Origin of the sequence: Methyloglobulus sp., from assembly GCF_040079455.1 — a bacterium.
Lineage (GTDB): Bacteria > Pseudomonadota > Gammaproteobacteria > Methylococcales > Methylomonadaceae > Methyloglobulus.
The window spans coordinates 1-26,874 of record NZ_JBEBKJ010000049.1 but is presented as its reverse complement, the minus strand read 5'-3'; the positions used below and the strand labels follow the sequence as shown (position 1 = coordinate 26,874).

The window sequence follows — 26,874 nt, the reverse complement described above, 5'->3', positions numbered from 1 at the left end:
GCTTTTTAGTGAATCTGTAAAGCTTTCTTTTACATTTTTATTATCAAAAACATTACGATGACTTGCTTCAGTCCCGAAAAAAAATTGTGGCCATGATAAATCAAGCGCAGCTCCATAAAATTCGTATGCTCTGTTATTAATATCATCAAATTGTTGATTGAAACCAGCTATTTGTGTAGGTTCTATTGACTGGCTGACTAAATATGGTTTTTTGTATCCAGTAAAATACGCTGCCCTTAATTTAGCATGTTTAAACATATCCCATTGGATACCGAATTTAGGGTTCCACTTTGAGTCATAACTTAAGTTTTTGGTGTTATTTACGTCTGGATCGTATTTATCATAACTAAAACCTGCTACAAGATTTAACTGATCTATCATTCTTAAAATAGTATACATATATATATTAAAACCATCTTGTATAGGTTCTTTTTCTGAATTTTTTTTGCCTCCTTCAATATATTGTGTATTCACATCGCTAAGTCCATAGTAACTAAAACCAGATGTGATATTTATTAAATTGGTTTTTTTTATATGTTGAACCTCCAAATTATTTGAATTAAACATAAAGTTATCTTTAAAATCAGGAGTTTCTGGGTCATCAGAATTTACTATGTGAAAATCATTTTGAGAATAAATTTTATGGGTATACAAACCTAAAATATGATCTGCTTCAGAAAGCTGCCAATGAAATCCAGTTCTTATTGAGTTATCATTAACAGATCCAGGAATTTTTTGATTTGTATTACTCAAGTAAGTTTGCCTATTAATATATTCAAATTGAACATCAAAGTTTTTTATTATATTCGCTTGTAAAAATACGTCATAAATATCATGTAATATTTTGTTTTTATTTAGTTCGAGTTCGTCTTTATCTTTTTTTATACCATCGGATTGATTATGATATTGACCCAAACTATAAGAAAACTTATTATAAATTCCGCTTAAAACCACTTCATCACCTAATATCCCTTGATTTCCAGCGACACCGGACACCAGCAATTGCGGACGATTACCTTCGAATACCCGCGTAAAATCCTGAAACGATGAATTAGCAATACCGGACGCATTCAACAAACCACGTTGTGACACCGACAAATGCGGTTGAACCGGATTTATATTAATCGGTTGCAGCATTTTGGCTTGCAGGAGTTCACTGAGTTGTGCGGTTTCCCTGCCCGGTTGACTGACATAGGTATCCGATAAGAAACGATGGGCGGAAAAATTGGTTGGGTCAAGTTGCAAGGAACTCGCCGCTTCAACCGCACCGCGTTGTTCAAAACCGAGATTATCATAAATCCGCGCCAAACTCGCCCCACGCGCCGCCCTGTCGGCATCCAGTAATTGTTTGGAACGGTAGACGGCACGGTTATCATTCAACGCCATTGCCTTCTGTAAATCCTGCAATGCTTCTACCGGCCTGTTTTCGGTCTGTTTTTTGAGGGCATCGTAAAAGTACGGCGTAGGGTCTTTAGGGTCACGTTCCTTAGCCAAACCAAACTGATCTTCCGCCAAGGAACTACGTTTTTCTTCGTAATACGCTTTACCCAGGTAGCTGCGGATTAAGGAATTATTCGGATCGAGGATGGCGGCAATTTCCAGATCTTGACGGCCTTCTGCCAAATCACCGTCCCGAATTTTTGCCAGACCTAAGCCCAAACGTGCCAACGGCGAGGTGGAATCGAGCTTTATGGCTTTTTCAAAGCTTTGTAAGGCTTCATCGGTATCCATCCGCAACAGATATGAAAAACCCATGACGGTTTGCGTCCGTTCCAGCGTGGCATCCAGTTCTGAGGCTTTTTGGGCGGTTTGCTTGCTTTGTGAAGTTAAGCCTTGGGACAGTTCCAGTTCTGCCTTACGCGCCCACAACATCGCGTCATGTGGTGCGAGTTTGACTGCTTGGTCGGCGGCGGCTTGGGCTTTTTCCAGTTGAAAACGGCCTTGTTCGGCATACGATAACGCCGAATAAGCGCTGGCGGATTGTGAATTAGCGGCAATCGCTTGGTTTGCCAGGTCATAAGCTTCGTCTTTGCGGTTTTGCGTTAACGCCAGCACCGATTGCAAGGCTAAGGCTTCGGCATCGTTGGGCTTGTTTGCCAGCAAAGCGTGAATGTCTTGCAAGGCAAGCTTGTCTTGCCCGACGGTAAGCCGCATGGCACCGCGTACTTTGTAAAAATAGGGCGTTTGTTGTCCTGGCGATAAGCCATCTAAACTTGCTAAGGCGACATCAACACGGCCTTGGCGGAAATCCCGTATCGCCGTGCGAATGTCGCTGTCGATCATTGTTTTTGCATCAGGATAAGGCAGCAGCGGCGGGTAGTACAGTGCCCAATTGACGGCATCTTGCGGTTTGATGTTGATCTGCGCTTGTGGGGCTTGGCCTTTGTGGGCTTGTGCGCCCTGGCCTGGACTAAGACGAACGCTGCCCTTGTCGTTGAAAAACTTTACCGCACCTTCGTAAACCCAGAGTGAGGCACTATTATCATCAACGCGCATGGCAAACTCGGTACCTTCTGGACCTGCATTGGCAATCGGCGTAGTAATTTCCAATTGCGAAGGTGTTCGGCTAATAAAATGTATATAACCTTTGAACAAATCCAATAAGGTGGGTTTGTATGGGGCAAGGCCATTTAATGAAAGCACAGTGCCTTGATCGAGCCGCAAGACTATACCGTTAGTCAGCAATAATGAAGCCCGACTGTTGGCTTCTACCCGTACCCGACTGCCTTCACAAACAATTTGATTGAGTTGTCCTAGCTGCCATTGACCTTTGCTTTCAGGGTCAAAGAACAGCTTGCCTTGTATTGAAACCAGCTTCGCGCCGTATTTGCTGGGGCAGTTTTTACCGACAACATCCTCTTCTGACCAACTCAATGGCGAAAATAAAACTAGCGATAGGATAAGCAGATAACGCATATTCTCTCCGAAAGGAGGAGGTTTTTCTTACTAGACCGATGATAATACCTATACCTTTGTGTTAACAAGGTAATTATTCACATAATATTTTTGATTTTTGTGTTAGAGCATCCCTAATTAAGCCCTTCGACAGAACCCTCTTAAGGGAATCTCTAAAAATCCCCTCTCCCTCTGGGAGAGGGCTAGGGTGAGGGTTGTAACTGATTGATTTTAATCCCCTCATCCCAACCTTCTCCCGAAGGGAGAAGGAGTTTTTTGAATTATTAGAGGTTTCCTTAAGTTTATCGAAGGATTTAGAACAGGCCGTAAAAATCCTCTTAAGCGCCATAGGTATCTACACAACTTTTCAACGTAATAAAATCAACTATTTACATCCCCCTCATCCCAGCCTTCTCCCTCGAGGGAGAGGGGGGTAGATACCTATGCTTAAGCGCTGTTTTTCTGCTGTTTCAACCAGGCTTGCCAGACTGCCAGCAAAACCGACAAAATGATCGGGCCTAAAAATAAACCTACCGCGCCAAAAGCAGTAAGTCCACCAAAAACGCCGAACAGAACCACTAAAAAGGGTATCTGCCCTGCACCACTGATAACCAAAGGCCGGATGACGTTATCCACGGTACTAATGACAAAAATACCCCAAAGCAACAATCCGATTCCTTGCCAAGGCTGATCTGAAAGAATCAAGCTAAAACTAATAGGCAACCATATCAATGTGGCTCCCATAGGAATCATAGCTAACAGTGCGGTGATTGCGCCCAATAATACGGGCGCATTAATTCCTGCTACCGCATAGCCGATACCTGCCATCAAGCCCTGCCCTAATGCAGCAAGTACTAAGCCGTAAACCACGGCACGGGCTGTGTCTCCGGCTGCTTTTAGATAGATATTCTGGTATTTACCCAAAAAATAACTGAGACCTTGGCGTAATTGATTGACACCTTGGCAGCCATCACGGAAACAAAAAAACAAGGTCACTAAAATGAATCCAAGTTTCATGAGATAGCGCCCAACGCCACCCAGAAACCTGCCAAATTCTCCTAGCCATTGTTTTGCCCAATCAATTAGTTGTGCTTTCACCCCATCTTCATCGGCATTTAATTGATCGAGATAATCTTGTAGATAATGACCTAACCAGGGAATTTGGCTGATATTTTCGGGTAAATACTTGGGCGGATGCGCAAAGTTCGTTAACAGAAATTGATAAACAACGTTGACTTCTTCTTGCAACATAATCACTAGCCAATAGATCGCAAGCACAATAAATGTCGAAATTATCCCTGTCATAACAGCAGCGCTCAGCGTTGCATTGTCATTCAATTTTGCTTTAAGCCATTGATAGGATGGCCACATTATGTAAGCAATAATGAATGCCCACGTAATAGAGAGTAAAAAATCACGTAATACAGCATAACTGAGCCAGATAAGCCCAGCTAACAGGACACCAGGAATGAAATATTTGATGGGTGAATTACGCAGATACTCGTTCATAAGCTTATCTTCAGGTGTGCATATCCCACATAATCAGGAAAAACTGGCTTCGATTGTACCCAAAACCTTACAAAAGCGCTTGCCACAAGTGAACTTTCCAAACGCGATAAAGCAATAAAGGGAATCTCTAAAAATTCAAAAAGCTCCTTCTCCCTTCGGGAGAAGGTTGGGATGAGGGGTTTAAAATCAAGTATTTACAACCCTCACCCTTGCCCTCTCCTAGGGGGAGAGGGGATTTTTAGAGATTCCCTAAATACATTTCCACCCATTCTTTGATTTAGATCAAAACTTATTCAATCAAATTGAATGACAATGGCTTCGCCCTCTGAGGGTGGGATCGATTTCTTGATGTCAGCTCCAATTGACAACAGGAATGCTAAATTAAAAACTTAAAAGAGAGAATTTTTATGAAAATCATCAGTAAATTATTAATACTCATTATCGCAGTTGCTTCACTTACAGCCTGTATTGGAAGTGATGAAGGTAAAATGCAAGGTAATAAGGCATCCGATGCAGTAACTAAATAATGGATCAAGGATCTGTTCGATCCATTTGTTAGGTCATGTGGACAGTGGTGTTCTAGGTAAACAGTTTAATAGGTTTCTGGTTGGCAACAGACCTTAACTAAAGTGCGTTACTTAGTTAAAACGAACGATTAGTTGTTGTAGGGGCGGGTATTACGAAACCGTAAGTTCGCCCCCCGTTGCGCGGTGGAAAGTGTATTTAATTTGTAAATGAAAAATGATTAGGTAAGCAAGGCTCTACGATTGCCTTAAGCGAGTCCAGCTTGTTGATTTGTACGCCTCGCTGTTTGACGGTGATAATCCCGCTATTGCTTAGTTCGGTCAATTGTCGACTCACCGTCTCTATGGTTAAACCTAGAAAGTTAGCTATATCGTGACGGCGCATGGACAGGTTAAATTCTGTGCTTGAAAAACCTAATGCACTGTAGCGACGGGATAACATCAGCAAAAATGTCGCCATTTTTTCTCGTGCCGAGCGGTTTCCGAGGAGAACTATCTTGTCATGATCTGAAACAATTTCTTTGCCGATAATGCGCATAAGTTGAGCCTGTAAGCTGGGCATTTTGCTGCATAATTCATTAAGGCGTGGTAATGGCAGTTCGCAAACTGTCGCCGTTTCCAGCGCCACAACGGAGCAACGGAAATAGCCATTTTGTAAGGCATCCAGCCCCATTAATTCCCCCGGCAGATAAAAGCCAATGGTTTGTTCAGTTCCGTCTTTGCCTAAAATAAAGCTGCGGAACGATCCTGATTTCACTGTAAATACACTTTGCGCCTGATCTTCTTGCCTATACAAATACTCATCTAATTTTATGGGGAGCTTTCGCTTGACAATGGTTTCGAGCTGAGAAACCTCCTCTTGCGTTAGTCCATGAGGAAGGCAAAGCTCAGAGAGCCTACAATGAAGGCAGTCTACTTTGTGGAAAATTGATTCCATCCTATTGTTCCTATAGTTATTTATGTCAGGTTATTAAAATCTTGAACTTTTACAACTTACATTCATCGTAATTGCAGTCTTTTTTATTTCTTTTGTTGTAATGGCGTTTTATCACAAGAGAATATATGTCAGAACCCTCGCCCGCCTATGCTTTCGGAGATGTTCTTATGAAACCTGATTCTGAGTCGCGCATACTTAAGTCACAGTTTACCCAAAATCCGCCACTCTTGAACAAAAACAATAAGCTCTCAGTTAAAAACAATTCTCGTCAACAACTAAAGCCGCCATTATTTAAGCCATTAAAGCAACAAATAGGTAACATTTCACGGCAGCAGTGGATTTCCGATGCTGCTTATTATAAAGCCGAAGCTAGAGGGTTTATTGTCGGTTATGAACAGACTGATTGGCTAGAAGCCGAACATGACTATATCGAAATGCTGATAGATTTGTTTTTATCGGTTTTCAGGGAAGACGGGGCTATTACAATAACGGGCTTACAACAACTGGCTAAGGCTATTGGGGTGCATAAACCGGAACGTATTGATTCAAAGTTGGCGTTAATTCGGGCTATTCAAACAGCCAGCAATAACCATCCCTGTTTTAGGGCAAAACCGAGTGAATCTTGCCAGGATCAAGATCAGTGCCAATGGAATGCCGAATGTCAAAAAATAGTCGCTGAATGGCGGCGTTAAACCAGATCCTTTTACTACTATTGATTCGGCCTTTTAATGTTTGAACCGTTCGTGCTGAGATTCGAAGCACACCCGCCTTTCGACAGGCTCAAGGCGAACGGAAGTTAAACCTTCATAAGGCCGAATCTATAACCAAAAAGTTAGCGGCTCATTCCCCGCAATTCGGTGTGCTACCCTTCACAACCATTTGTTTGATCTAAATCAAATTCCCGTTCATCGCTTCTTGTAAACTGGCGCAGCTTTAACACCTTGTGCCGCACATTACTTGCCAAGTATCTCAAAAATTTACTTACCTTGGTTTGATTGTGCAGCCTTACACATAATATTCACTGAGGCACTAAGTCAAATGGATGAAGAAGAACGTCAACTTATACTTGAAAGCTCGCCGGTCGGAACGTTTGCTTTACTGGCTGCTGTTATTGGCAGCATGGTTATTGCTTGGCTGTTCCTTTATTTTGGTGTGTTTATCCCACGCGGCATCATCAGTTAGGAAATATATATGCAAATAGATGTCATTATCCAAAAATGTCATGACCTGACAGGAAAGTGCATGGATTTTCTCCAAGATTTTGTCGCCCAACTCCGCACGGTACATGTCGATCATTTGGAGCGCAAATGGATCAATATATCGCTGTTGATTATTGGCCTGCTGGTTGCCATTATTATGACTGATGCGTTTTTTCACGGCGTTAATCCACCGAGCAAGGTTGAAACCATTGACTCTGCACGACTCCATTTGAGCAAAGAATTTGCAGAAAACAATTTAGGAGTTCAACTCGATGACAAAGGCGCAATCATGGTCAGGATGGTGGCGGGGCGATATTCATTTTTCCCCAAACATATCTCAGTTCCAGCAGAAACCAAACTGACTTTCCGCTGGGTAAGCATGGATGTATTGCACGGTGTGCATATCCCTATGACCAATATGAGCACCATGATTGTCCCAGGGTATGTGGCAGAAATCACCACGTCCTTTCCCAAACCCGGCGAATATCCGGTGTTATGTAACGAATACTGCGGTTTAGGCCACAACCACATGTGGAGCAATATTTCCGTGATTGCCAAAGAAGATTGGCAATGCTCCCCTGAAACTGCCTGCAAAAAAGGAATCAAACAATGAATGATGCAGCAGAGCGCAAATTAACTTTAAGCCATTTATGGGTGGCTTTTATCGCCTTTATCCTGGCCTGTTTTATGGGTGAATATCAGGTGTTGGAGCGCAGCGGATTTATTCCCGCGCTGGATTCACCTACGGTGTATTTTGCCTCGGTCAGTACCCATGGGGTGTTGATGGGATTTGTCTTGACCACTTTCTTTATCATGGGGTTTGGCTACTATACGGCATCTACCAGCCTAAAAGTGCCGGTATGGAATCCCAAATTGGCATGGTCTGGATTCTGGATTTCCCTGTTGGGTACTGTGATGGCGGCAATACCTTTGCTGACAGGCAAAGCTTCCGTCCTGTACACCTTCTATTTGCCGATTCAGGCGCATGTCGCGTTTTACTTCGGGGCAACATTGCTTATTGTTGGCTCCTGGGTCTGGTGCGCCATCATGTTGGTAATGTTTAAGCAATGGAAACAAGCCAATCCCAATCAGCCTGTGCCGTTAGCCATGTTTGCAACCACCGCTAATGCCTTGCTATGGCTGTGGACTAGCGTAGGTGTGGCTTTGGAAGTGCTTTTTCAAGCCATTCCGTTGGCATTGGGATGGATTGATACGGTGGATGCTGGATTGGCACGAACCTTATTCGCCTGGACATTGCACCCAATCGTCTATTTCTGGCTGATACCTGCTTATACGGCCTTTTATGTTTTTGTCCCGAAACAAGCGGGTGGCTTCCTGTTCAGCGATGAAATAGCAAGGGCTGCATTTATCGTGCTAGCGGTATTTGCACTGCCCATCGGCTTCCATCACCTCTATATGGATCCAGAACAAGCCAAGGGCTGGAAAATATTGCATGGCATTGGTACGTTTGTGGTTTCCATACCAACGTTAGTGACTGGTTTTACCGTAATTGCGTCATTGGAAATCGCCGGACGCTTGCGTGGCGGGAAAGGCTTGTTCGGTTGGATAGGCAGTTTGCCTTGGTCTAACTCGATGGTACTGGCAGTGATCCTATCGTTGTTGATGCTCATCCTGGGCGGCTTTGGCGGGGTTGTCAATGCCAGTTATGCCATGAACGCTATGATACATAACACGGCGTGGGTTCCAGGACACTTCCACCTTATTTTTGCCGGTACGACGGTCATCATGTATTTTGCTATCGCCTATTACATATGGCCTTTGTTGGTGAAGAAGCCTTTATTTTCCAATTCCATGGCCTTAATCCAACTATGGACTTGGTTTATCGGAATGAGCATCCTAACAACCCCTTGGCATGTTTTAGGCTTACTTGGTCAACCGCGACGTATATCGAGCGTGGTTTATAACACCTTACTGACCTTAGCTTGGAAACCTTACGAACTTGCCATGATATTTGGTGGCCTAATATTGCTGGGATCAGCCTGTTTATTCATCTATAACTTGGCCAAAACACAATTAAATCCGGCAACAGAGGAATTCAGCCAACAGATTGAATATGCAGAACCTATTCATCCAGTGAGTGCTTTGCCTGAGTATCTCAATGATTTTAAACTGTGGAATCGAGTCATTGCGGTATTAATGGCTGTGAGTTTTGGCGTACCTATCTTACAGTTCTTTTTTATGGAAACCTTTGGTTCACCAGCGTGGGGATACTAATGAAAGAACGAATTCTTATCCTGGTTATTTCGCTGCTTCCGGTTTTAGCCAATGCGGGTGACTCGGGTTCTCAAATTGCTTGGACACCAGGGGCTTTAAATTTTGTCAAAAATGGGGATGCGGGAAAAGGCCAGATTCTCGCTGATTCCTGTAAAGCATGTCATGGGCAGCGTGGCGAAGGTCTGCCCGCCGAAAACAGAGACGGCGAAATTATTCCTACTGTTCCCGCGTTGGCAGGTCAAGTCGCTAATTATACGTACAAACAATTACGTGATTATTTTAACGATGATCGCAGCAATGAATCCATGACTGGTATCGCTAAAAGCCTATCGGAACAAGATGCTGCTGATGTTGCTGCTTGGTTTGCATCGATTTCGTTACCAAAATCGGCCAACGACGACAAAATTGTGAGCGCTGCCGAAAAAATGGTGGAAGCAGGTGACGGCAAACGCATTCTTCCTCCGTGTTTTGTTTGTCATGGCGCAAATGGACAAGGCGAAAAAATGGATATTCCAAGTCTTGCTGGACAACAAGCAGATTATTTTGCGCGGACATTGCTGGCCTACAAAAACGGCCAACGCCACAATGACATCTACAGCCGTATGCGGCTGATTGCCAAGCAACTCAGTGAATCTGAGATTAAAGCTTTGTCAACATACTATCAACAGCTTAGATAAAAAGCAGTTGTAGAGGCTCTAGGCTGGGGCGAGAAACTACAAACCCCAGCCTTAGCTAGATTGCGTTTCATTAACCTTAACTGGAGTAAGTGCCATGATAAAGAACCTGTATAAACAAATCCTGTTGTGTATTTTGCTCTTAGCGCCGCTATCCCTAACTGCTGCGCCGTTTAGTAAGCTAGTCGTTTTTGGAGATAGCTTATCAGATAGCGGCAACCTTGCCATTTTGCCAGACTACAACTTTCTCAACGCCTCACCCTATCAACACGGCTTTAACAATGGCGCTCCAGCCGTTGAACAATTGGCAAAATTACTGAATTTACCGTTAACACCGTCACTTTATTTGTCTGGCAGCGTATTCGGCAATAATTTTGCCGTTGCCGGTGCAAGGGCAGCTGGTGATGATCTTACCGGAATCGACCTAAACAACCAAGTAGCTGCATTTTTGTATTCTCAAAAGGGCAACGTACCCAATGATGCCTTATATATCATTTTCATTGGCGGCAATGACATACGGGATTTACGTGATCAACCCAATGAACAACTAGCACATGAATTGTTGGATAAGGCAATGCGTAATTTGCGTGATGCCATGTCGCAACTGCTTGATGCGGGCGCAAGCCATTTCCTGGTGGTCAACTCTCCAGACATCGGTAAAATACCAGAAACGTGGATAAAGGCACGGGATACCCATAATTACGGCCTAGTAAGACGTGGTAGCCAAAAAACCTTTGCTTATAACAAAAGGCTAGCAGAAACTGTTCAACATGTAAAAAAACGAAAAGGTGGCGATTTTGTACTGTTCGATTTGCTCGCTTTTTTTAATGGGATAGCGGGGAATGGCAAAGCCTATAATTTTACTAACACGAACAAAGCCTGTTACAGCAGTGCAATTTTTCAATATTACCCGAACTGTGATAAAGACAAGATGGATTCTTTTGTGTATTTTGACGAAATCCATCCTACCCAACGTGTCCACGAACGCTTGGGCCGCGCCTTGTTTGCGGTTGTGCCTGAAGCGAATTAGCCTAGCCTGATTTAATAAACCCAGCTACGGTTGCGGCTGGGTTTCATTCCTCAATCAAACTTTGACTGCAATTATTCAAAATCAAACCGATCCGGTAACCAGCCGTTTTTGACGCAATCACGGAAACACCATGCCGGTGTGGTTTCCGTTTTGTAGCTCCAAAAAAACCAGCCAAGGTATTTTTCATACGTTGCTAATTGCGCGGAGGCATATGCACGATAGGCCACATCCATTTGAAATTTATCCATTTTTTCCAAGGCATGGTTAAAAGGGCCTTCTGCCCACAGCGACACCACTCTTAGGTCAAGCCCTAAGCTCCACTCGCCGACGTAAGTCCACTGGTTCATTTCCTGGATGATAGCATCGGCTTCCTGCTTCCAATCGACGACGGTTTTATTAACATGGCCGTATATATCCAGATCAATTTCTTCTCGCGCGAAACATTGATAGCGATGTATATCAAATACAACATTATCGAACTCAGGTCCCTTCATAAACCCTAAATATTCTTTATAAGATCGAAAGCCATCATGGAAAACCACCGCTACATCCTCCGGATTACAATATTTGCGGATATTGTAATAGCCATCTGTGTTGTATTTTTTTAGTAGGCCGGTGTCAACATCCCAACGAGGTTCATTTAATACTTCAATTCCATGTAAGGCCGCACGGCCTTGATAGCGTTCAGCCAAGCGTTCCAATACCCACAAAGAATGGTTGATATAACTCTCATCCGTATGCCATTCACATACGTCTTTAATGCCGCCGTTATCAAAGCCGTTTTGACAGCCAGGCGCTGCATGTAAATCCAGCACAATCAGCAAACCTAGCTCCTCTGCCCACTGGAAAGCCTGGTCGAGTATGTCAATACCGCCTTCAACAAACGGATATTGATACTCGCCATACGTCCGGTGATACGGATAATTTGCACCGAATATCCAATGTCCAATTGGAATACGCACGGCATTGATGCCTATACCTGCGAGCCAGGCAAAATCATCGCGGGTGATAAAAGTTTGCCAATGATTCTGTAATCTTTCTTTGGCTTGAGTACCCAATTCTACGCAGTAAGTGGTTTCATCCGTGGCGTTCAATCCTTCAAATAGACTGGGGGTCATCCATTTCTCCAGAACTAACCAAGCGCCAAGATTGACACCACGAAGTTTTTTGCCTTTTTTACTAATTAATGATGGGTTCATGTTATCTCCTATTGTTAAGTTAACTATAACCTAAAGCTAAATTTTTAGTTTGCGTTGATGGAAGGCTTCTGCCGACGGCTGATTGGTAATACTTATAATAGCTACATTTGGCAGTTCTTTCTCAAGCAACCCCAGCATTTGCGTTTCGCCTTCCGGCGTGAGCGAGTCCAGGGCTTCCTGAATAAAGATCCATTTGGGACGGTACAGCAAAACCCGAACCAAGCCTAAACGCTGCTGTTGCTCCCTGGATAACAACTTATCCCAGGACTCAACTTGGTCGAGCTGCTTAATCAAATCTTTAAGCCCTATCTGCCTTAACAAGTTCTCCAGATCAAACCGTTTAAACTCATTGACAGCTTTAGGATAACAAATTGCTGCATAAAGCGATCCTGTGGGCAAGTAAGGTCGAGGTGACATAAAGAATAAGCGCTCGTTCTCTGGGACTTGAATATGTCCTGTACCCCACGGCCACAAACCGGATATTGCCTGGAATAGCTTAGCGCCAGTGCTGGATTGTCCCGAAATCAGCACGTGTTCGCCCGCTTTAATCTCGGTGTTGATAGTTGATGAAACGGTCTGCCCTTCTAAATTGGCGATACTAAAATTTTCAAACTTTATCAGCCCCTTCTCTCCCTTACCAACGCAAATCTGATGGGAATTGAGGCAAGAGATATCATGTTCCAACTCATCAAGGGCTTTAACCAGACCCAACACCCGCTCAACAGAAGCACGCCAACTAGCGATACCTGGGAGGTTATTGACCGGCCAGGAAAGCGCTGAAACCAACTGCTGAAACGCCTGGACAGATTGCATTAGGGTTCCAAGGCTAATTGCCCCGATAATATAACGGGGCGCAGCCACTAAAAGCGGCAATCCCATTGATGCAACTGAATAACCCGATGTAAATATCTGAATTTTTTTCCAGGCATCCGTTTGTTGCTGATATGTATCTATAATTGCTTGAAATGAATTTTTAAACCGCTTTTGCTCATTGTCTTCACCATGAATCAAAGCGATTGCCGGGGAGTTTTCTCGTGCCTTTATTAAGCCATACCGGTAATTAGCCTCTTCATTTTGCCGGGCATTGGTTGCCGCAGTTAGCGGTTTACCCATCCACCATCCCAATAGCGATGCGCAAATTGAATAAATTATCGAAATCCAAACCAAATAACCCGCGATAGAAAAGGAAAACACACCCAAGTTAATGAAGACCGTACCAGATAATCGCCAGAGAATTTCTGTAAAGCTACCCAACAACAAAATACTGTAAAAAAGGGAATGCCCCAATGCAATGGCATCTTCCGTTGCTATGCGAATATCTTCAGCTATGCGTTCATCTGGATTGTCATGGTTATCTTTTGCCATGAAAGCAATCTGATAATGGCGGCCTTTATACATCCACTTAGAAATGACTTTTTCGGTAAGCCACAAGCGCCAACCGATTAACAAACGCCTTTTATAAATAAGGTGCGCTGTTGTGGTCGTGATGCTGGCAATAAAAATCAGGATTAGTGCACCTATCTGAGTGATTATGCCGGACATTGACCGTTGTTCTATGGCATCGAAAAGAGCGGCATTCCAGTCCGTAATAAGCACAGCCATAATGATTTGCATGACAGTCAGTACGATAAGCATTATCGTATCTTTACGAATTGCAAACTTATTTTCAGAATGCCAAAAAGGCCCCGCCAATTTTATAAATTGAATTAAAAATCCGCCTTGCTGCATGAGTTATTGTCCTCTATCAAAAATTGCAATACTGGGCAACCCAACATCTTGATGTGTCTATACTTACTTTCTATCGTGTTATCGTTAATAATAACTTATCGGTTTACCTTTTCTTAATAAAGAATAATGATAAATTCAAACCTAGCAACGAAAACCTCAGGGAAAACATCCTGTATTATAAATATTGCCCATCGGGGAGCACGCGCTTATGCGCCCGAAAATACGCTTGTCGCCTTTGCCAAAGCCAAAACTTTTGGCTGCGAAATGTTCGAGCTGGACGTACGAATGACTAGGGACGACGAAGTCATCGTTCATCACGACGAGCATTTAGACCGATGTACAGATGCCAAAACCAAATTTCCTGGGCGCTGCGCCCTTAAGGTTGATGATTTTACCTACGCAGAACTTAGCCTGCTAGATGCAGGAAGCTGGTATGTCGAACAATTGACCCTTCCCAGGGAAGAAAGACAACCTTTTTTACAAAGCCTAACCGATGACGAAATAACTCAATTTGTCAGCTCGTCCGAGCGGAATTACTATGCTTCAGGCAACATCAAAATTCCTACCCTTGTTCAAACCTTAGGTTTGGCGAAAGAACTCGATCTCATGGTTAATGTAGAACTCAAAAATCAAACTGATGGCGGGCTAGTATTGGTTGCGGCTGTAGTGAAGCAAATACATGCGATGAAAATGGAAGATCAAATCCTGATTTCTTCTTTCGAGCATGACATGCTAAGGCAGGTGCGGAAGCAAACCCAAAAAATTGCCACGGCTGTCCTCACTGACACACCACTTAAAGCCCCCCTTACTTATCTACGCAAGCTTAAAGCAAATGCTTACAATTTGGGTTGTTATAGAGACTATCAAAGTAAGGGCTTTAACAACATGTCCGGCAAACGCTATCTCGCTCACATTACCAAAATTCAAAAAGCTTGTTTCGGCGTTAATATTTGGACATGCAACGATCAAGACGAAATGGGTTACTTATTAGCTTCTGGTGTAACCGGTTTAATTTCTGATTACCCAAATCGAGTGGGCGAAAAAATTACCGCATATTTACAAAATAAACAGATATGACCAACAAGCTTTTCACTGGGCTTTCCAAAAGAACCTCATAAAACCGTATAAAATATTTAAATATCATAGGCTTATTTTGACTTTAACAGTTGCACTATTTCCTCACGGTTAATCACTTCTTTTTCCAACAACAAGTTGGCAAGTTTATCTAATGCTGGCTTATTTACAGTGATAATTTTCCGAGCGCGGTTTTCGCCTTCTGTGACCAGTGCCATGATTTCTGTATCAATAAGCCGTGCCGTTTCGTCACTGTAATTGCGGTATTCAGCCACGTCTGTTTCCAGGAACTGCATCCGTTGTTGCTTGCCGTAAGTCAGTGGCCCCAGTTTTTTGCTCATCCCTAAATAACACACCATGTTACGAGCGATGTCGCTGGCTTTTTCCAGGTCATTTTGGGCGCCAGTTGATATCGATCCCAGTATGGTTTCTTCAGCAATACGCCCACCCATCAATATGGCGATCTGGTCTTTTAATTCGTCCTCGGTGGATAGAAACTTCTCTTCTATCGGCAATTGTAAGGTAAAGCCCAGAGCGGAAACGCCACGCGGGATAATCGAGATCTTATGAACGGGTTGGCCTGTAGGCACGTTCTCAGCAACCATTGCATGGCCTGCCTCATGATAGGCCACTCTGCGCTTTTCCTCAGGATTCAATACACGGTTTTTCTTTTCGGGGCCAGCCAGAATGCGGTCGATGGCGGCTTCAAAATCGGCCATTTCGATTTTGGAATGCCCCCCTCTGGTAGCGATAATAGCTGATTCGTTCGCTATATTAGCCAAGTCGGCACCGACAAGACCTGGAGTTCGACGGGCGATGACTGTCAAATCAACATCTTTTGACATAGTCATGGCTTTCGTATGTAGCTTAAGAATCGCGATGCGGTCTTGTAAATCGGGTTTATCAACAACAATCTGGCGATCGAATCGTCCAGACCTTAATAACGCCTTATCCAGCACTTCAGGACGATTGGTTGCCGCCATAACCACTACCCCGACTGACGCATCAAAACCATCCATTTCGGTTAGTAACTGGTTCAAGGTTTGCTCCCGCTCATCATGACCGCCCATAACGACTGGGCCGCCTCGCGAACGTCCAATTGCGTCCAGTTCATCGATAAAAATGATACACGGTGCCTTACTACGTGCCTGCAAAAACAGCTCCCTTACCCGTGCCGCACCCACACCAACAAACAGTTCGATGAATTCAGAACCGCTGATATTAAAAAACGGTACCTGCGCTTCCCCTGAAACCGCCCGTGCCAATAAAGTCTTACCAGTACCCGGTAAACCTACCAACAAGACTCCTTTCGGCATCCTGCCACCCAATTTCTGGATTTTTTCTGGATTTTTTAAAAAATCTATTTCCTCTTTGAGTTCTTGCTTCGCGCTGTCTGCACCAGCCACATCATTGAAGGTGATTTTTGGCTGAGTATCCTGATGAATGCGAATTTTGTTGCCCAGGTTCAAAAAAGATTGTGCGCCAGATGTGGTACGACGCATAAACCATGAAGCAATCATCATAAAAAGGAAGATAGGTATAACCCAGTTAAAAAAGATACCGGTAAGCCAGCCTTCACTGGGTCTAACGACAAAATCAACTTTATTTTGTGCTAACAGTTCGGCAAGATCAGGTTGCCATAATGGCACGGTGACAAAAGGTTTTGGTGGCGTTTCCGGTTTTTCGGGTTTAATAAAGCCAGTGATGTAGCGGTCAGTCACGATGGCCTTGTCGATTTTTGCATCCTTGACATACGCCATGAATTGGCCGTAAGAAATCTCGTCCTGGTGTCGGCCACCAAAACTATTCACGTAAGAAAAGAGGATAATCGCCAGTAAAACAAAGAAAAATACTTTACCTTTTTTGACAAGATTGTCGTCAACATCGAATCCTTTAGAAATTTTCGATTCGGATTTTGATTGCGAAGTTTCTCCAAAGATCATTGCCATAAAATGCTTGAATTTAGAGTAAAAAGAACCTAACAAAAAAAATATTTTCTGAAAAATGTCGTTTAATGGGCTATTCATGGTTAGTATTCCTGTCTTTAAATTCTAATGGGAAACCAGGATGATGCCGCCAGTGTATATTGCCCATAAAGCATCTTGTTGACCTAAATCAAGATTACTGAAAAGTTCTGCATATAAACTGCCCCATGTGACTTTATAAGCAATAAGTAGTTCATCATAACAAAGTTTAGGATTTGTGATTGGGACGTGTCTTTCCAACATTTCCTTGTTAAGTAAGCCATGAATTTCAATGAATTATTCTTGTCTAGAAGTTCATGGTATCGAATAGATCCTGAAGGAGGATTATATGCCGCAGCAAATACGTTACATCCGCTGGTTCAACGAATTGACAATCGACGATATTCCCTTGGTGGGCGGTAAAAACGCGTCATTGGGCGAAATGTACCGTGAGCTCATACCTCAAGGGATCAACATACCCAATGGTTTCGCCATTACTGCTGAAGGCTACCGCTACATGCTGGATGAGGCGAATGCTTGGATTGATCTTCATTTGGCTTTGGATGACCTTGATCCTGACAATATGACCGATCTGGCTAAGCGCGCCCGAAAAGCCAGGGAAATCATTTATGCTGCTCCCTTAACTGACATGCTTGAAAAGCAAATTCTTGAGGCTTACAGCCAGCTTCAACAGCAGTATGGCGAAGAATTAAGCCTAGCCGTCCGCAGCTCTGCCACCGCAGAAGATTTACCCACCGCCAGCTTTGCCGGACAGCAGGATACCTTTTTAAACATTCGGGGCGAGCAAACCTTACTGGAAGCCTGTAAGCGTTGCTTTGCCAGCCTGTTTACCGACCGTGCCATCCATTACCGCATTGACCAAGGCTTTGATCATTTCAAGCTCGGCTTGTCCATAGGCATCATGAAAATGGTGCGTTCCGATTTGGATGCCAGTGGGGTCATGTTTTCCTTGGATACGGAATCCGGATTCACTGATGTCGTGTTTATCACCGGCGCTTACGGACTGGGTGAAAATGTGGTGCAAGGCACAGTCGACCCTGATGAATTTTACGTTCACAAACCTACCTTTGAGCAAGGTAAGCGAGCTGTGCTGAAACGGACGCTGGGTGCCAAAAAAATCAAAATGGTTTACAGCGAAGGCCGCACACGCGAACCTACCCGCAATGTCATCACTTCCGAGGAAGAACGCAGCCACTTCTGCATTAACGATCAAGACGTGCTGACCCTTGCCGATTACGCCATCAAAATAGAAAAGCACTACAGTGGCAAAGCCGGACAGCCCAGACCGATGGACATGGAATGGGCGAAAGACGGTGTCGATGGTCTCTTATATATCGTGCAAGCACGGCCTGAAACGGTAGTTTCGCAGCGCAATAGCATGATAATGGAAAGTTATGTCTTGAAAGACAAAGCCGAGCCGATAACCGTCGGCCATGCCGTAGGCAGCAAAATTGCCACGGGCAATGCCCGTATTATTGAACATCTTGAGCAGTTGAGGGATTTTAAGCCAGGTGATGTGCTGGTTGCCGACATTACCACGCCCGATTGGGAGCCGGTGATGAAAATTGCCTCCGCCATCGTTACCAATCGCGGTGGGCGTACTTGCCATGCGGCGATTATTTCGCGTGAGCTGGGTGTACCCGCCGTTATCGGCTGCGAAAATGCCACGCTTGCCATCCAAAACGACTCTCCTGTGACGGTATCTTGTGCAGAAGGTGATGTAGGCAAAGTCTATCAAGGGATTCTTGGTTTTGAACTCAAGACCACCGACCTGTCTGGCTTAAAAAGGCCACTTACCAAAATCATGCTGAATATCGGCAATCCGGAACTAGCCTTTAAAACTTCGTTTTTGCCGAACGACGGCGTGGGATTGGCGCGGATGGAGTTCATCATCACCGAATATATCAAAGCGCATCCCTTGGCGTTGATCCATCCAGAACAGGTGCAGGACAAAGCCGTACTTGAACAACTCAAACGGCTTACCCGCAGTTATGCAAAACCGGAAGATTTTTTTGTTGAACGACTATCCGAAGCCGTGGCTACGATTGCTGCCGCGTTTTATCCCAAACCCGTCATCGTCAGGCTTTCGGATTTTAAGACCAACGAATATGCTGCGCTACTGGGCGGAAAGGACTTCGAGTTTGAAGAAGCCAATCCGATGATCGGGTTTCGGGGCGCATCTCGTTATATCCATCCCGCATATTCAGAAGGCTTCGCCCTGGAATGTGCCGCCATGAAGCGGGTGCGTGATGAAATGGGCTTGACGAATGTGATCCTGATGATCCCGTTCTGCCGTCGAGTACAAGAGGCCGAACGCGTACTTGAAGCAATGGCGAAACATGGCCTAAAACGCGGAGAAAACGGGCTTGAAATCTATGTGATGTGCGAAATCCCTAATAACATTATCCAGATTGACGCATTCTCGCAGTGTTTTGACGGTTTTTCTATCGGCTCCAACGATCTTACCCAGCTTACCTTAGGGGTAGACCGTGATTCTGCCATTATCGCAGCCGATTTCGACGAGCGCGACCCTGGTGTCAAAGAAATGATCCGTATGGCCGTCAAAGGCGCACAGCGTAACCATAAGCATATCGGCTTGTGCGGCCAAGCCCCTTCGGATTATCCTGAAATGGCAGAGTTTTTGGTTGAGGTTGGCATTGATTCGATTAGCCTCAATCCTGACACGGTATTGCAAACCACGCAGAGGATATTGGAGACTGAGCAGCGGTTGAATAGATTAGGGTGAGGCAATCCCCACCCTTCCCCATTGAAGACAGATTCCTCAGTTAAACCAAGTTACAGTTTTCTCCGGCACAACAGCATCTCCGAGACCGTACTGATTTAGCGAATTTTCTCGCGTCTGGATGATAATGTAGAGCAATGGCTCATTTGAGTTATTGCGCCATATTCTTTCGCCGTTTGGTGTGATGCGCACAATGGTACCTTCTTGCACATCAATAACTTCTCCATCAACCTGCACCTGCCCTTTGCCCTGAATGAAGATATAGACCTCTTCATTCTGTTGATGCTTATGATAAATAGGCATACCAGCACCCGAAGCCATAGAATTAATGGATATTTCACAGCCGGTAAAGCCAAGTATATCTTTGAGGAAAAGCTTACCGGGAATTTCCCCTAAACCTGGAAGCTCAACTGTATGAGCAGGCCAATCTTTACATGCGCCACTTTCATAAGCGGTAAAGTTAGTTCCTTTTTTAATTTTACAATCTGACATTATACGTTCCTTTACCTATTAGTAGGTAGTTTTTTTGAGCTAAAAAAAGAGGTTAGCCCTTCCTCGATAAGCCAGCAATCAGTAACGATGCGGTTCGATCAAACATTTTACGATTACCTGTTGTGTGCAACCACTACAGCACCCTGTAACGCTGACAGCAGGGCTGCGAGCATGATCGATCCGTAATTATTTATGCGATGTGTTGTCCAAAGTGTAATCAAACTTGCCCGGCTGGCTGAGGAACAAAATGCATTCGTTCGCTGAGAGGCATTTGGTGATATGACTTTCACCACCTTTCTGAAAATAATAGGAGCCAACAGGAAGTTGCACCATTTTGCTGCCTGGTGCGCCATTTGCCACGATACCAGAGATAACATTAGCATGGTAATCCTCGCTATGAGCATGGGCTGGACTGATAAAGCCAGCCGGCAATTTAATAAATGTACCGTGTTCGCCGTGGAACAAATCGCCATAAGCAGGAGCAGCTTCAAGCGGACCGTTCCCAGTTTTAAAGTATTTAAGCTTTGTAACCGGAAGGTCAACGGGCGATCCATCATCCCTATCAGCAAATGCTGACATCGAGACAGTGATTAACGCAGCAGTAACTAGCACTTTTAGGTGGGTAGTTTTCATTTAACAAGAGTCCTTTACCTATTAGAAGGTAGGTTTTTGGGCTAAAAAAAAAGAGGTTAGCCCTTCCTCGTTAAACCAGTCATTAATGACGATGCTGTTTGCTCAAACGCTTCACGATCACCGGTAGCACGGGCAATCAGTAACGCACCTTGTAACGCTGATAACAGCATTCGTGCGTGGTTTGCAGCCGAACCGTTTAATACAAAAAGCTGTTGCAAGTTGCCTTCTGCAAGTATTTCAGTCAACCACTCGATATTACGGTTAAAAAAGCGTTTGAGGCTTGGTAGCATTGTCGCGTCTAACGTCAATGCTTCGGATGCCAGCATACCGCCCAGACACATGCGCTCAGCTTCAAGCGAACTGCGATAAAGAGCAATATACGCAGCCAATTTTTCATTGGCCGACAAGGACGAGCCGCTAATATTAAAAAGGGCGCTATTTAATTGCCCAGAGTACACCTCAATCAGTGCCAAGCCAAGATCAGTTTTGGTAGGAAAATGATGGTGCAGACTAGCTTTACGAATGCCGACTTCTGCTGCAATATCTGCATAGCTAAAGCCATTAAAGCCGCGTTGCTGAACCAGCCGCTGTGCACTTGTAAGTATTTGATCTCTCATTTCCATAGTTAAAGCATAGCCTACCTAGCAGTAGGATGTCAAGCGCAAAGTTCCTGCGCTTCTCCCTAGGGTTACTCAACCAAAAAATCACGCATCATCCCCATGTCTTCATGCTCCAGGTTATGGCAATGGAACATAAACAACCCCTTATAATCCTGAAACGGCTTAATAATCCGTACAGTTTCACCTGGCATCACCAATACGGTATCCTTAAGGCCGCTATTGATAAAGCCCTGGTTGACTGTCGCATAATCGCCTTCACGCGATGAATCGATACTCCGGCTAACAATTTGGAATTGCTGGCCGTGTAAGTGGATAGGGTGCGCCATCGCCATCATCCCGCCCATGCCCATTCCGCCCATCCCCATGCGCCCCATGCCCATACCACCGCCGTTACCCATTCCACCCATACCATGTTCATGGGAAATTTCCATTAATTGGATGGTGTGTACAGGGATTCGCTCATTAGCCTGAATATCCTTATACGCATAAGGACGGCCATTCAGCAGCATTGACATGTGCCCTTCGGAGATAGTAATCGGCACCGGTTTGTTTGGATTATGAGTGTCACTGATCTCATAACGGCTGATTTTTGATAAAGCTGTCGGTAATTTAGGGCTGTCACTGACTTTTTTGTTGATCTTTACCGAAAAGATGGCGTAATCGCTTTGCATAGGTAAACCGTAACCATTATTTCCCATCATACCCATGCCCATGTGCGGCAAAGCACCGGAAAAAGGCAAGCTACGCATTACCAGCTCTGAGCCAACGGCACGTCCGCTGAAATCCATCCATACATCAAGGCGCTCGCCGGGTGCTAACATCACGTAAGGCTTTTGTTCTGGTTGTTCCAACAAGCCACCATCGACACCCAGTACGGTAATCGGTGTGCCGTCATCCCATGCCAGCTTATAAATTCGGGCGGTAGAGCCATTAAGGAATCGTAAGCGATAAGCGCGACTGGCAACTTCAAGCTGCAACTCGGGATGCCCATTGACCAGAATCCGGTTGCCATAAAATCCGAACATATTGCCATGCATGCCTGGCGAATAAATCAGTTGATTTTGCAAATCGAACAGACGGTCTTGAATTACGATAGGGATCTCAAACTCACCAGATGGCAACCCTAAAGCCGCCTCAATCTCATCATTGACTATGATGGCACCGGCAAGGCCATGATAAACCTGTTTTGCCGTAGCTTCGTGCGGATGGGGATGGTAAATCGCCATGCAAGCCCGATTGACGACTTCAAATTCATAGACAAACGTTTGACCTTGACCAATTACATACATCGGATGACCGTCAACCTCGGCAGGCACATGCAAACCGTGCCAATGGGTGATAGTGTCTTCATCCAATTGATTATGCAGATGAATGCGGACTTTCTGACCTTTTTGCAACCGAATGACTGGCCCTAAATACGAACTGGGTATTTCTGTCACGCTTTGCTCAGGCCCGTGCAAGAGTTTGGCGGAATATTTCTGTACTCGAGTGGTTTTACCTGCCAAAACAGGTGCTTCGGTATTTTGGCAAAACAATTCAAGTTCAACATCTGGTTTAAAGTTTGCCGATGCCTTGCGAGGCGGCAATATCGGCATCCCGTGCATGCCTTCGGCGGCGTTTATCCAGCTTGGCATACTTGCAAAGGCTAACAAACCAATGCTGGTTTGTTTTATGAAGTTACGACGCGATTGAAATTTTGAAATAGACATAAAAACTCCCCAATTAAACCTGTCAGGCCACCCTCTCATATCTGTACTCAGGAAAAAACAGGGCTACCCACTTAACTTAAGAAATCCAAATGAATCAGCCCTTGAGAGAGGATGTCATTATGTTAACGACGAGGGCATTGTCTCACTTAGCAATAAAGCTGACTTTGATGTGAATCAAAATAAAGCCATTAAATTTATAATGTTGTGAACTGAGCTGTTATCATTTTCGACATAAAGAACTCGCATAAAATGGCACGATAAATGCTTTAATTTTGAGGGAACTCAATGCAATTGAGTATATATTTCAACTAGGGGCTGTTTAAGTTGCAATTATTAGAGATTCTCGTAAGCAAATACTGATAAAAGCGAACGATTAGATGTTTCGAATATGACAGGGACTTAACATTTTTAGTGGATAGTATCTACTTAAATACCTTATCATTTCGGCTCGTTGTTTTGTTTGTATACACTGTTTTATCTTAACCGGAGGCTGTTGATGAGAGTCTTGATTGTTCTTTTTGTGTTGTTATCGTCAAAAATGATATTCGCCACGTCTATATTATCGGTTAATCAAGTTGCGCCGGGTATTTATGTGCATTGGGGTCTGCAGGAATTTTCCGATACTAAAAATCATGGCGCTATTGCCAATATTGGCTTTATTGTTGGTCAGCGTTGTGTCGCGGTGATTGATACGGGCGGCAGTCCAGAACAGGGTATGGCGTTAAAAAATGCGATAGAAAATACAACAACTAAACCAGTTTGTTATGTGATTAACACGCATGTCCATCCCGACCATATTTATGGCAATTCAGCGTTTAAAAGCACCGAAACTACGTTTGTAGGGCATGAAAAACTGGTACGGGCGATGTCGGTGCGTGGTGACTACTATCTCCAGAAAGCACCGGAATTATTGGGCATTACCTTAACAGCGAAAGATATTATTCCACCAGATATTACTGTTAATGGTGGGCTTGATCTTGACTTAGGCGGCAGAACATTAAAACTTACCGCGCACCCAACCGCACATACCGACAATGATCTAAGTGTGTATGACCCACAAACCGATACTTTATGGCTTTCTGACTTACTTTTTATCGAACATCTGCCTTCGATTGATGGCAGCCTTAAAGGCTGGTTGGCAGAAATAAACAGGTTGGAAGCTAAATCCTATAAAATAGTTATTCCAGGGCATGGCTCGGTGGTGACGGATTGGCCGAAAAGTGTACAACCAGAAAAAGAATATTTGAACGCTTTGTTAACCGACGTTAGGGCTGCGATAAAAAATGGTATATTTTTGGAAGATGGCCTAAAAACAATCGGGCTTTCGTTTAAAGGCCGCTGGAAATTGTTTGACGAATTCCACCGCAAGAACGTGACCAAGGCTTATGCGGAATTGGAGTGGGAAGATTAAAAACAGGTGCTTAGTTAGTTCACAGATTGATACCAAAAATAGAAAAATAATAATTATGAGAATTGCTTTATTTGCCGCATTAATAATTTTGCTCAACGGTTTGTTCAGCTACCTGACAAATCTGCCTCAGGATGTCGGGCTGGATGTCCCGGACGGAAAACTAAACAGCCTGTCTTTTGCGCCGTTTAGGGAAGGCCAAAGCCCGTTATTGCTGCAATTCCCCACCCCAGAGCAAATCGACGAAGATTTGCAGCTGATGGCTGATAAAACCCACACCATCCGCACCTATTCCAGCACAGAAGGGATGAAAGTAATCCCTGAACTCGCACGCAAACACGGCCTTAAGATGATTCAAGGCGCTTGGATCGGTTATCTTGATGCGGATGCCCGTTTGGAAATTGAGGCCTTAGTCGAAGCGGCAAACAAGTATCCTGATGTCATCAAGCGCGTTATCGTGGGTAACGAAGTGTTGCTACGCGGCGAAAGGGAGCCGCAAGAACTGGTCGAATACATCCGCGAAGTTAAAAAACGGGTCAAGCAACCCGTGTCTTATGCTGATGTCTGGTCGATGTACATGAAATATCCCGACTTAATTAAGGAAGTCGATTTCATTACCATCCACATCTTGCCGTATTGGGAGGACGAGCCGATTGCTGTCGAGGATGCTCCCGCGCATATTGAACGTATTTATAAGCAAGTTAGAAAAGAAGCAGAAACCATTTCGCCTGGCAAACCCATACTTATCGGTGAAACCGGTTGGCCTAGTGTGGGCAGGCAGCGTGGTTGGGCGATTCCCAGCGTGGTAAATCAGGCGGCATTCACTCGAAGCTTACTTAAAGTCGCCGCCGACAACCATTTTGATGTCAATATTGTCGAAGCCTTTAACCAATCCTGGAAAAGCGAACTGGAAGGCGTAATCGGAGCAAATTGGGGATTATTTTCGGTAGATCGTGAAGAAGTATTTCCGTTGACAGGGAAAGTCTATGAAAACGTAAAATGGTTTAATCAGTTCTTGATAGCAACGTTTCTAATGGTGTGTTGTGCTTTTTTCTATGCTAAAAAACTGCAAAATCTACTCACGCTAAAGGTGGTTTTCTTCCTTGTCTTCATTCAAATTCTTGGTTCCTTGCTCGTATTTCAAGCCGATAAATCCTGGTACACCAGCTACGATAACTGGCAACGGGCAAAGGCCGTGCTAATCGTTTTTTTGAATATTGCTGTTGTTGGTTTGCTTATGCACAGGGCAAGCAACCTGCTTACACACGAAAAAACAAAAAAGGGCATCGCCCTCGCACTTAATGTGGTTTATTTTATTGTGATTGTGTTAGCACTATACAAAACTTACTTATTGGCGGTGGATGGGCGTTACATAAGCTTTCCTTTTGAATTGTCTGCACTACCGGTAGTCGGATTGGTAGGGTTATTCTGCATTCGTTGCTTAGTTAATCGACAAATTATTTTATCTAACATTAATTTCTCTAGGTTAATGGGTGCTAATCTTTTAAGTAATCAGCAACATAAGCACATTGGCTGGTTAATCCTATTCTATGCAACGGGGCTGGTGGTAGGTGAATTCCATGCTTTTATGATAGGTCGTGATTTTATCCAGGCGTATCCTGATTTAGCGGAAAGACTTAGCTTAGCCATTGCTTTTACGCTCACCAACATCCAATTACTGGGTTGGTTGGGCTGTCTTACCATCTTGGCGATGTCTTTTTTGGTAAGAACAAAACAACACTAAACATAGATCATGAATGCTCTGCTCTGCTATTCTTTGTAGATCTGATGATAGACCATTAAATTAAAGTTTTGCAGCAACAGATTCTGGAAGCAATCGCCGGAGAATTATAGCGATTGCAGCGAGAATGAATTACGAAGATTTTTAGCGGCGATTTATTGAGCCTCGGTTGGACTTGATACATCTGCCGCCCTACGACTAGAGCTTAATCCAATAGGAATATTTTGGAAACAAGCAAAACACCACCGACACCTCCACGTCATTTGCTCGAAGCGGTGCAAATCCATGAATGGTCTCGGCTCAGATTTTATAATTCGTTTCTAGCAATTACTTACGCACACTTAAGTGTCTGAAGCTCATCAAAAGCCAGCCGAAAGGCGGCATAGATCGACAGGAAAACAGGGTTGCCTTGCGTCCTGACCCGTTGGGTCGGGGACTTCGCCAACGCCGTATTGGATTTGAGGGTTTTATGGAAGACCTCCACTTTCCACCGTTTTTGGTAGATCGCTTCGATCGCCGCTTGGTCGCAGTCGAGGTCG

General features: G+C 44.3%; 20 protein-coding genes and 1 pseudogene. 10 read left to right on the top strand and 11 right to left on the bottom strand.

The features are described 5' to 3' along the window. The 3 genes from ABL924_RS11465 to fnr form a co-directional block, all read right to left on the bottom strand. A partial coding sequence (locus ABL924_RS11465) for a TonB-dependent receptor (protein ID WP_349027230.1) occupies positions 1-2,916 on the bottom strand: 2,916 nt, incomplete at its 3' end. 426 nt (positions 2,917-3,342) lie between these two features. Then, the gene (locus ABL924_RS11460; protein WP_349027229.1) at positions 3,343-4,404 is read right to left on the bottom strand and encodes an AI-2E family transporter; all 1,062 of its coding nucleotides are present in this window, start codon (positions 4,402-4,404) and stop codon (positions 3,343-3,345) included. A 723-nt stretch (positions 4,405-5,127) separates the two neighbouring features. After that, the gene (gene fnr, locus ABL924_RS11455; RefSeq protein WP_349027228.1) at positions 5,128-5,865 is read right to left on the bottom strand and encodes a fumarate/nitrate reduction transcriptional regulator Fnr; all 738 of its coding nucleotides are present in this window, start codon (positions 5,863-5,865) and stop codon (positions 5,128-5,130) included. Between the two features lie 125 nt (positions 5,866-5,990). Between fnr and ABL924_RS11450 the strand changes: the two genes are divergently transcribed. The 6 genes from ABL924_RS11450 (at position 5,991) to ABL924_RS11425 (ending at position 11,003) form a co-directional block, all read left to right on the top strand. After that, positions 5,991-6,557 carry a DUF2934 domain-containing protein gene (locus tag ABL924_RS11450; RefSeq protein WP_349027227.1) on the top strand — a complete coding sequence of 189 codons (567 nt, stop codon included), beginning with the start codon at positions 5,991-5,993 and terminating at the stop codon, positions 6,555-6,557. Between the two features lie 346 nt (positions 6,558-6,903). Then, positions 6,904-7,047 (top strand): hypothetical protein, encoded by a 144-nt coding sequence (locus ABL924_RS11445; RefSeq protein ID WP_349027226.1) that lies wholly within the window; start codon positions 6,904-6,906, stop codon positions 7,045-7,047. A 60-nt stretch (positions 7,048-7,107) separates the two neighbouring features. Continuing rightward, a complete protein-coding gene (locus tag ABL924_RS11440; RefSeq protein WP_349027231.1) occupies positions 7,108-7,677 on the top strand; it encodes a cytochrome C oxidase subunit II in 570 nt (189 codons plus the stop codon). Further along, positions 7,674-9,299, top strand: a complete 1,626-nt coding sequence (locus ABL924_RS11435; protein ID WP_349027225.1) for a b(o/a)3-type cytochrome-c oxidase subunit 1 — start codon at positions 7,674-7,676, stop codon at positions 9,297-9,299. Before ABL924_RS11440 ends, ABL924_RS11435 begins: the two co-directional genes overlap by 4 nt. After that, positions 9,299-9,976 (top strand): c-type cytochrome, encoded by a 678-nt coding sequence (locus ABL924_RS11430; RefSeq protein ID WP_349027224.1) that lies wholly within the window; start codon positions 9,299-9,301, stop codon positions 9,974-9,976. The genes ABL924_RS11435 and ABL924_RS11430 overlap by 1 nt, the downstream gene beginning before the upstream one ends. A 94-nt stretch (positions 9,977-10,070) precedes the next feature. After that, the gene (locus ABL924_RS11425; RefSeq protein WP_349027223.1) at positions 10,071-11,003 is read left to right on the top strand and encodes an SGNH/GDSL hydrolase family protein; all 933 of its coding nucleotides are present in this window, start codon (positions 10,071-10,073) and stop codon (positions 11,001-11,003) included. Between the two features lie 71 nt (positions 11,004-11,074). Here ABL924_RS11425 and ABL924_RS11420 read toward each other — a convergent pair whose 3' ends face one another. Both ABL924_RS11420 and ABL924_RS11415 read right to left on the bottom strand, forming a co-directional pair. After that, positions 11,075-12,202 (bottom strand): cellulase family glycosylhydrolase, encoded by a 1,128-nt coding sequence (locus ABL924_RS11420; protein ID WP_349027222.1) that lies wholly within the window; start codon positions 12,200-12,202, stop codon positions 11,075-11,077. Positions 12,203-12,238: 36 nt separating this feature from the next. Beyond that, the gene (locus tag ABL924_RS11415; RefSeq protein WP_349027221.1) at positions 12,239-13,930 is read right to left on the bottom strand and encodes an ABC transporter ATP-binding protein/permease; all 1,692 of its coding nucleotides are present in this window, start codon (positions 13,928-13,930) and stop codon (positions 12,239-12,241) included. Between the two features lie 126 nt (positions 13,931-14,056). Between ABL924_RS11415 and ABL924_RS11410 the strand changes: the two genes are divergently transcribed. After that, the gene (locus tag ABL924_RS11410) at positions 14,057-15,007 is read left to right on the top strand and encodes a glycerophosphodiester phosphodiesterase family protein (RefSeq protein WP_349027220.1); all 951 of its coding nucleotides are present in this window, start codon (positions 14,057-14,059) and stop codon (positions 15,005-15,007) included. Positions 15,008-15,078: 71 nt separating this feature from the next. Here the strand turns inward: ABL924_RS11410 and ftsH are convergent, their stop codons facing one another. Further along, the gene (gene ftsH / locus ABL924_RS11405; protein ID WP_349027219.1) at positions 15,079-17,031 is read right to left on the bottom strand and encodes an ATP-dependent zinc metalloprotease FtsH; all 1,953 of its coding nucleotides are present in this window, start codon (positions 17,029-17,031) and stop codon (positions 15,079-15,081) included. A gap of 286 nt (positions 17,032-17,317) precedes the next feature. Between ftsH and ppsA the strand changes: the two genes are divergently transcribed. Then, entirely contained in the window at positions 17,318-19,735 is a 2,418-nt protein-coding gene (gene ppsA / locus ABL924_RS11400) for a phosphoenolpyruvate synthase (protein WP_349027218.1), read from the top strand. Positions 19,736-19,771: 36 nt separating this feature from the next. On the opposite strand, the gene ABL924_RS11395 is transcribed toward ppsA, so the two are convergent. The 4 genes from ABL924_RS11395 to ABL924_RS11380 form a co-directional block, all read right to left on the bottom strand. Continuing rightward, the gene (locus tag ABL924_RS11395) at positions 19,772-20,224 is read right to left on the bottom strand and encodes a cupin domain-containing protein (protein WP_349027217.1); all 453 of its coding nucleotides are present in this window, start codon (positions 20,222-20,224) and stop codon (positions 19,772-19,774) included. Between the two features lie 186 nt (positions 20,225-20,410). Next, complete coding sequence (locus tag ABL924_RS11390; RefSeq protein WP_349027216.1) at positions 20,411-20,857, bottom strand: DUF4437 domain-containing protein; 447 nt, start codon at positions 20,855-20,857, stop codon at positions 20,411-20,413. Positions 20,858-20,913: 56 nt separating this feature from the next. Beyond that, positions 20,914-21,480 (bottom strand): TetR/AcrR family transcriptional regulator, encoded by a 567-nt coding sequence (locus tag ABL924_RS11385; RefSeq protein WP_349027215.1) that lies wholly within the window; start codon positions 21,478-21,480, stop codon positions 20,914-20,916. Positions 21,481-21,545: 65 nt separating this feature from the next. After that, positions 21,546-23,186: a multicopper oxidase domain-containing protein gene (locus ABL924_RS11380; protein ID WP_349027214.1), complete on the bottom strand. Its 1,641-nt coding sequence runs from the start codon at positions 23,184-23,186 to the stop codon at positions 21,546-21,548. Between the two features lie 496 nt (positions 23,187-23,682). Between ABL924_RS11380 and ABL924_RS11375 the strand changes: the two genes are divergently transcribed. Together ABL924_RS11375 and ABL924_RS11370 are read left to right on the top strand one after the other, a co-directional pair. Next, the gene (locus ABL924_RS11375) at positions 23,683-24,597 is read left to right on the top strand and encodes a quinoprotein relay system zinc metallohydrolase 2 (RefSeq protein WP_349027213.1); all 915 of its coding nucleotides are present in this window, start codon (positions 23,683-23,685) and stop codon (positions 24,595-24,597) included. Positions 24,598-24,652: 55 nt separating this feature from the next. Next, positions 24,653-26,338: an exo-beta-1,3-glucanase gene (locus tag ABL924_RS11370; protein WP_349027212.1), complete on the top strand. Its 1,686-nt coding sequence runs from the start codon at positions 24,653-24,655 to the stop codon at positions 26,336-26,338. Positions 26,339-26,666: 328 nt separating this feature from the next. Here ABL924_RS11370 and ABL924_RS11365 read toward each other — a convergent pair. Next, positions 26,667-26,874 (bottom strand): annotated as a pseudogene (locus ABL924_RS11365) (IS701 family transposase); the annotation flags it as partial.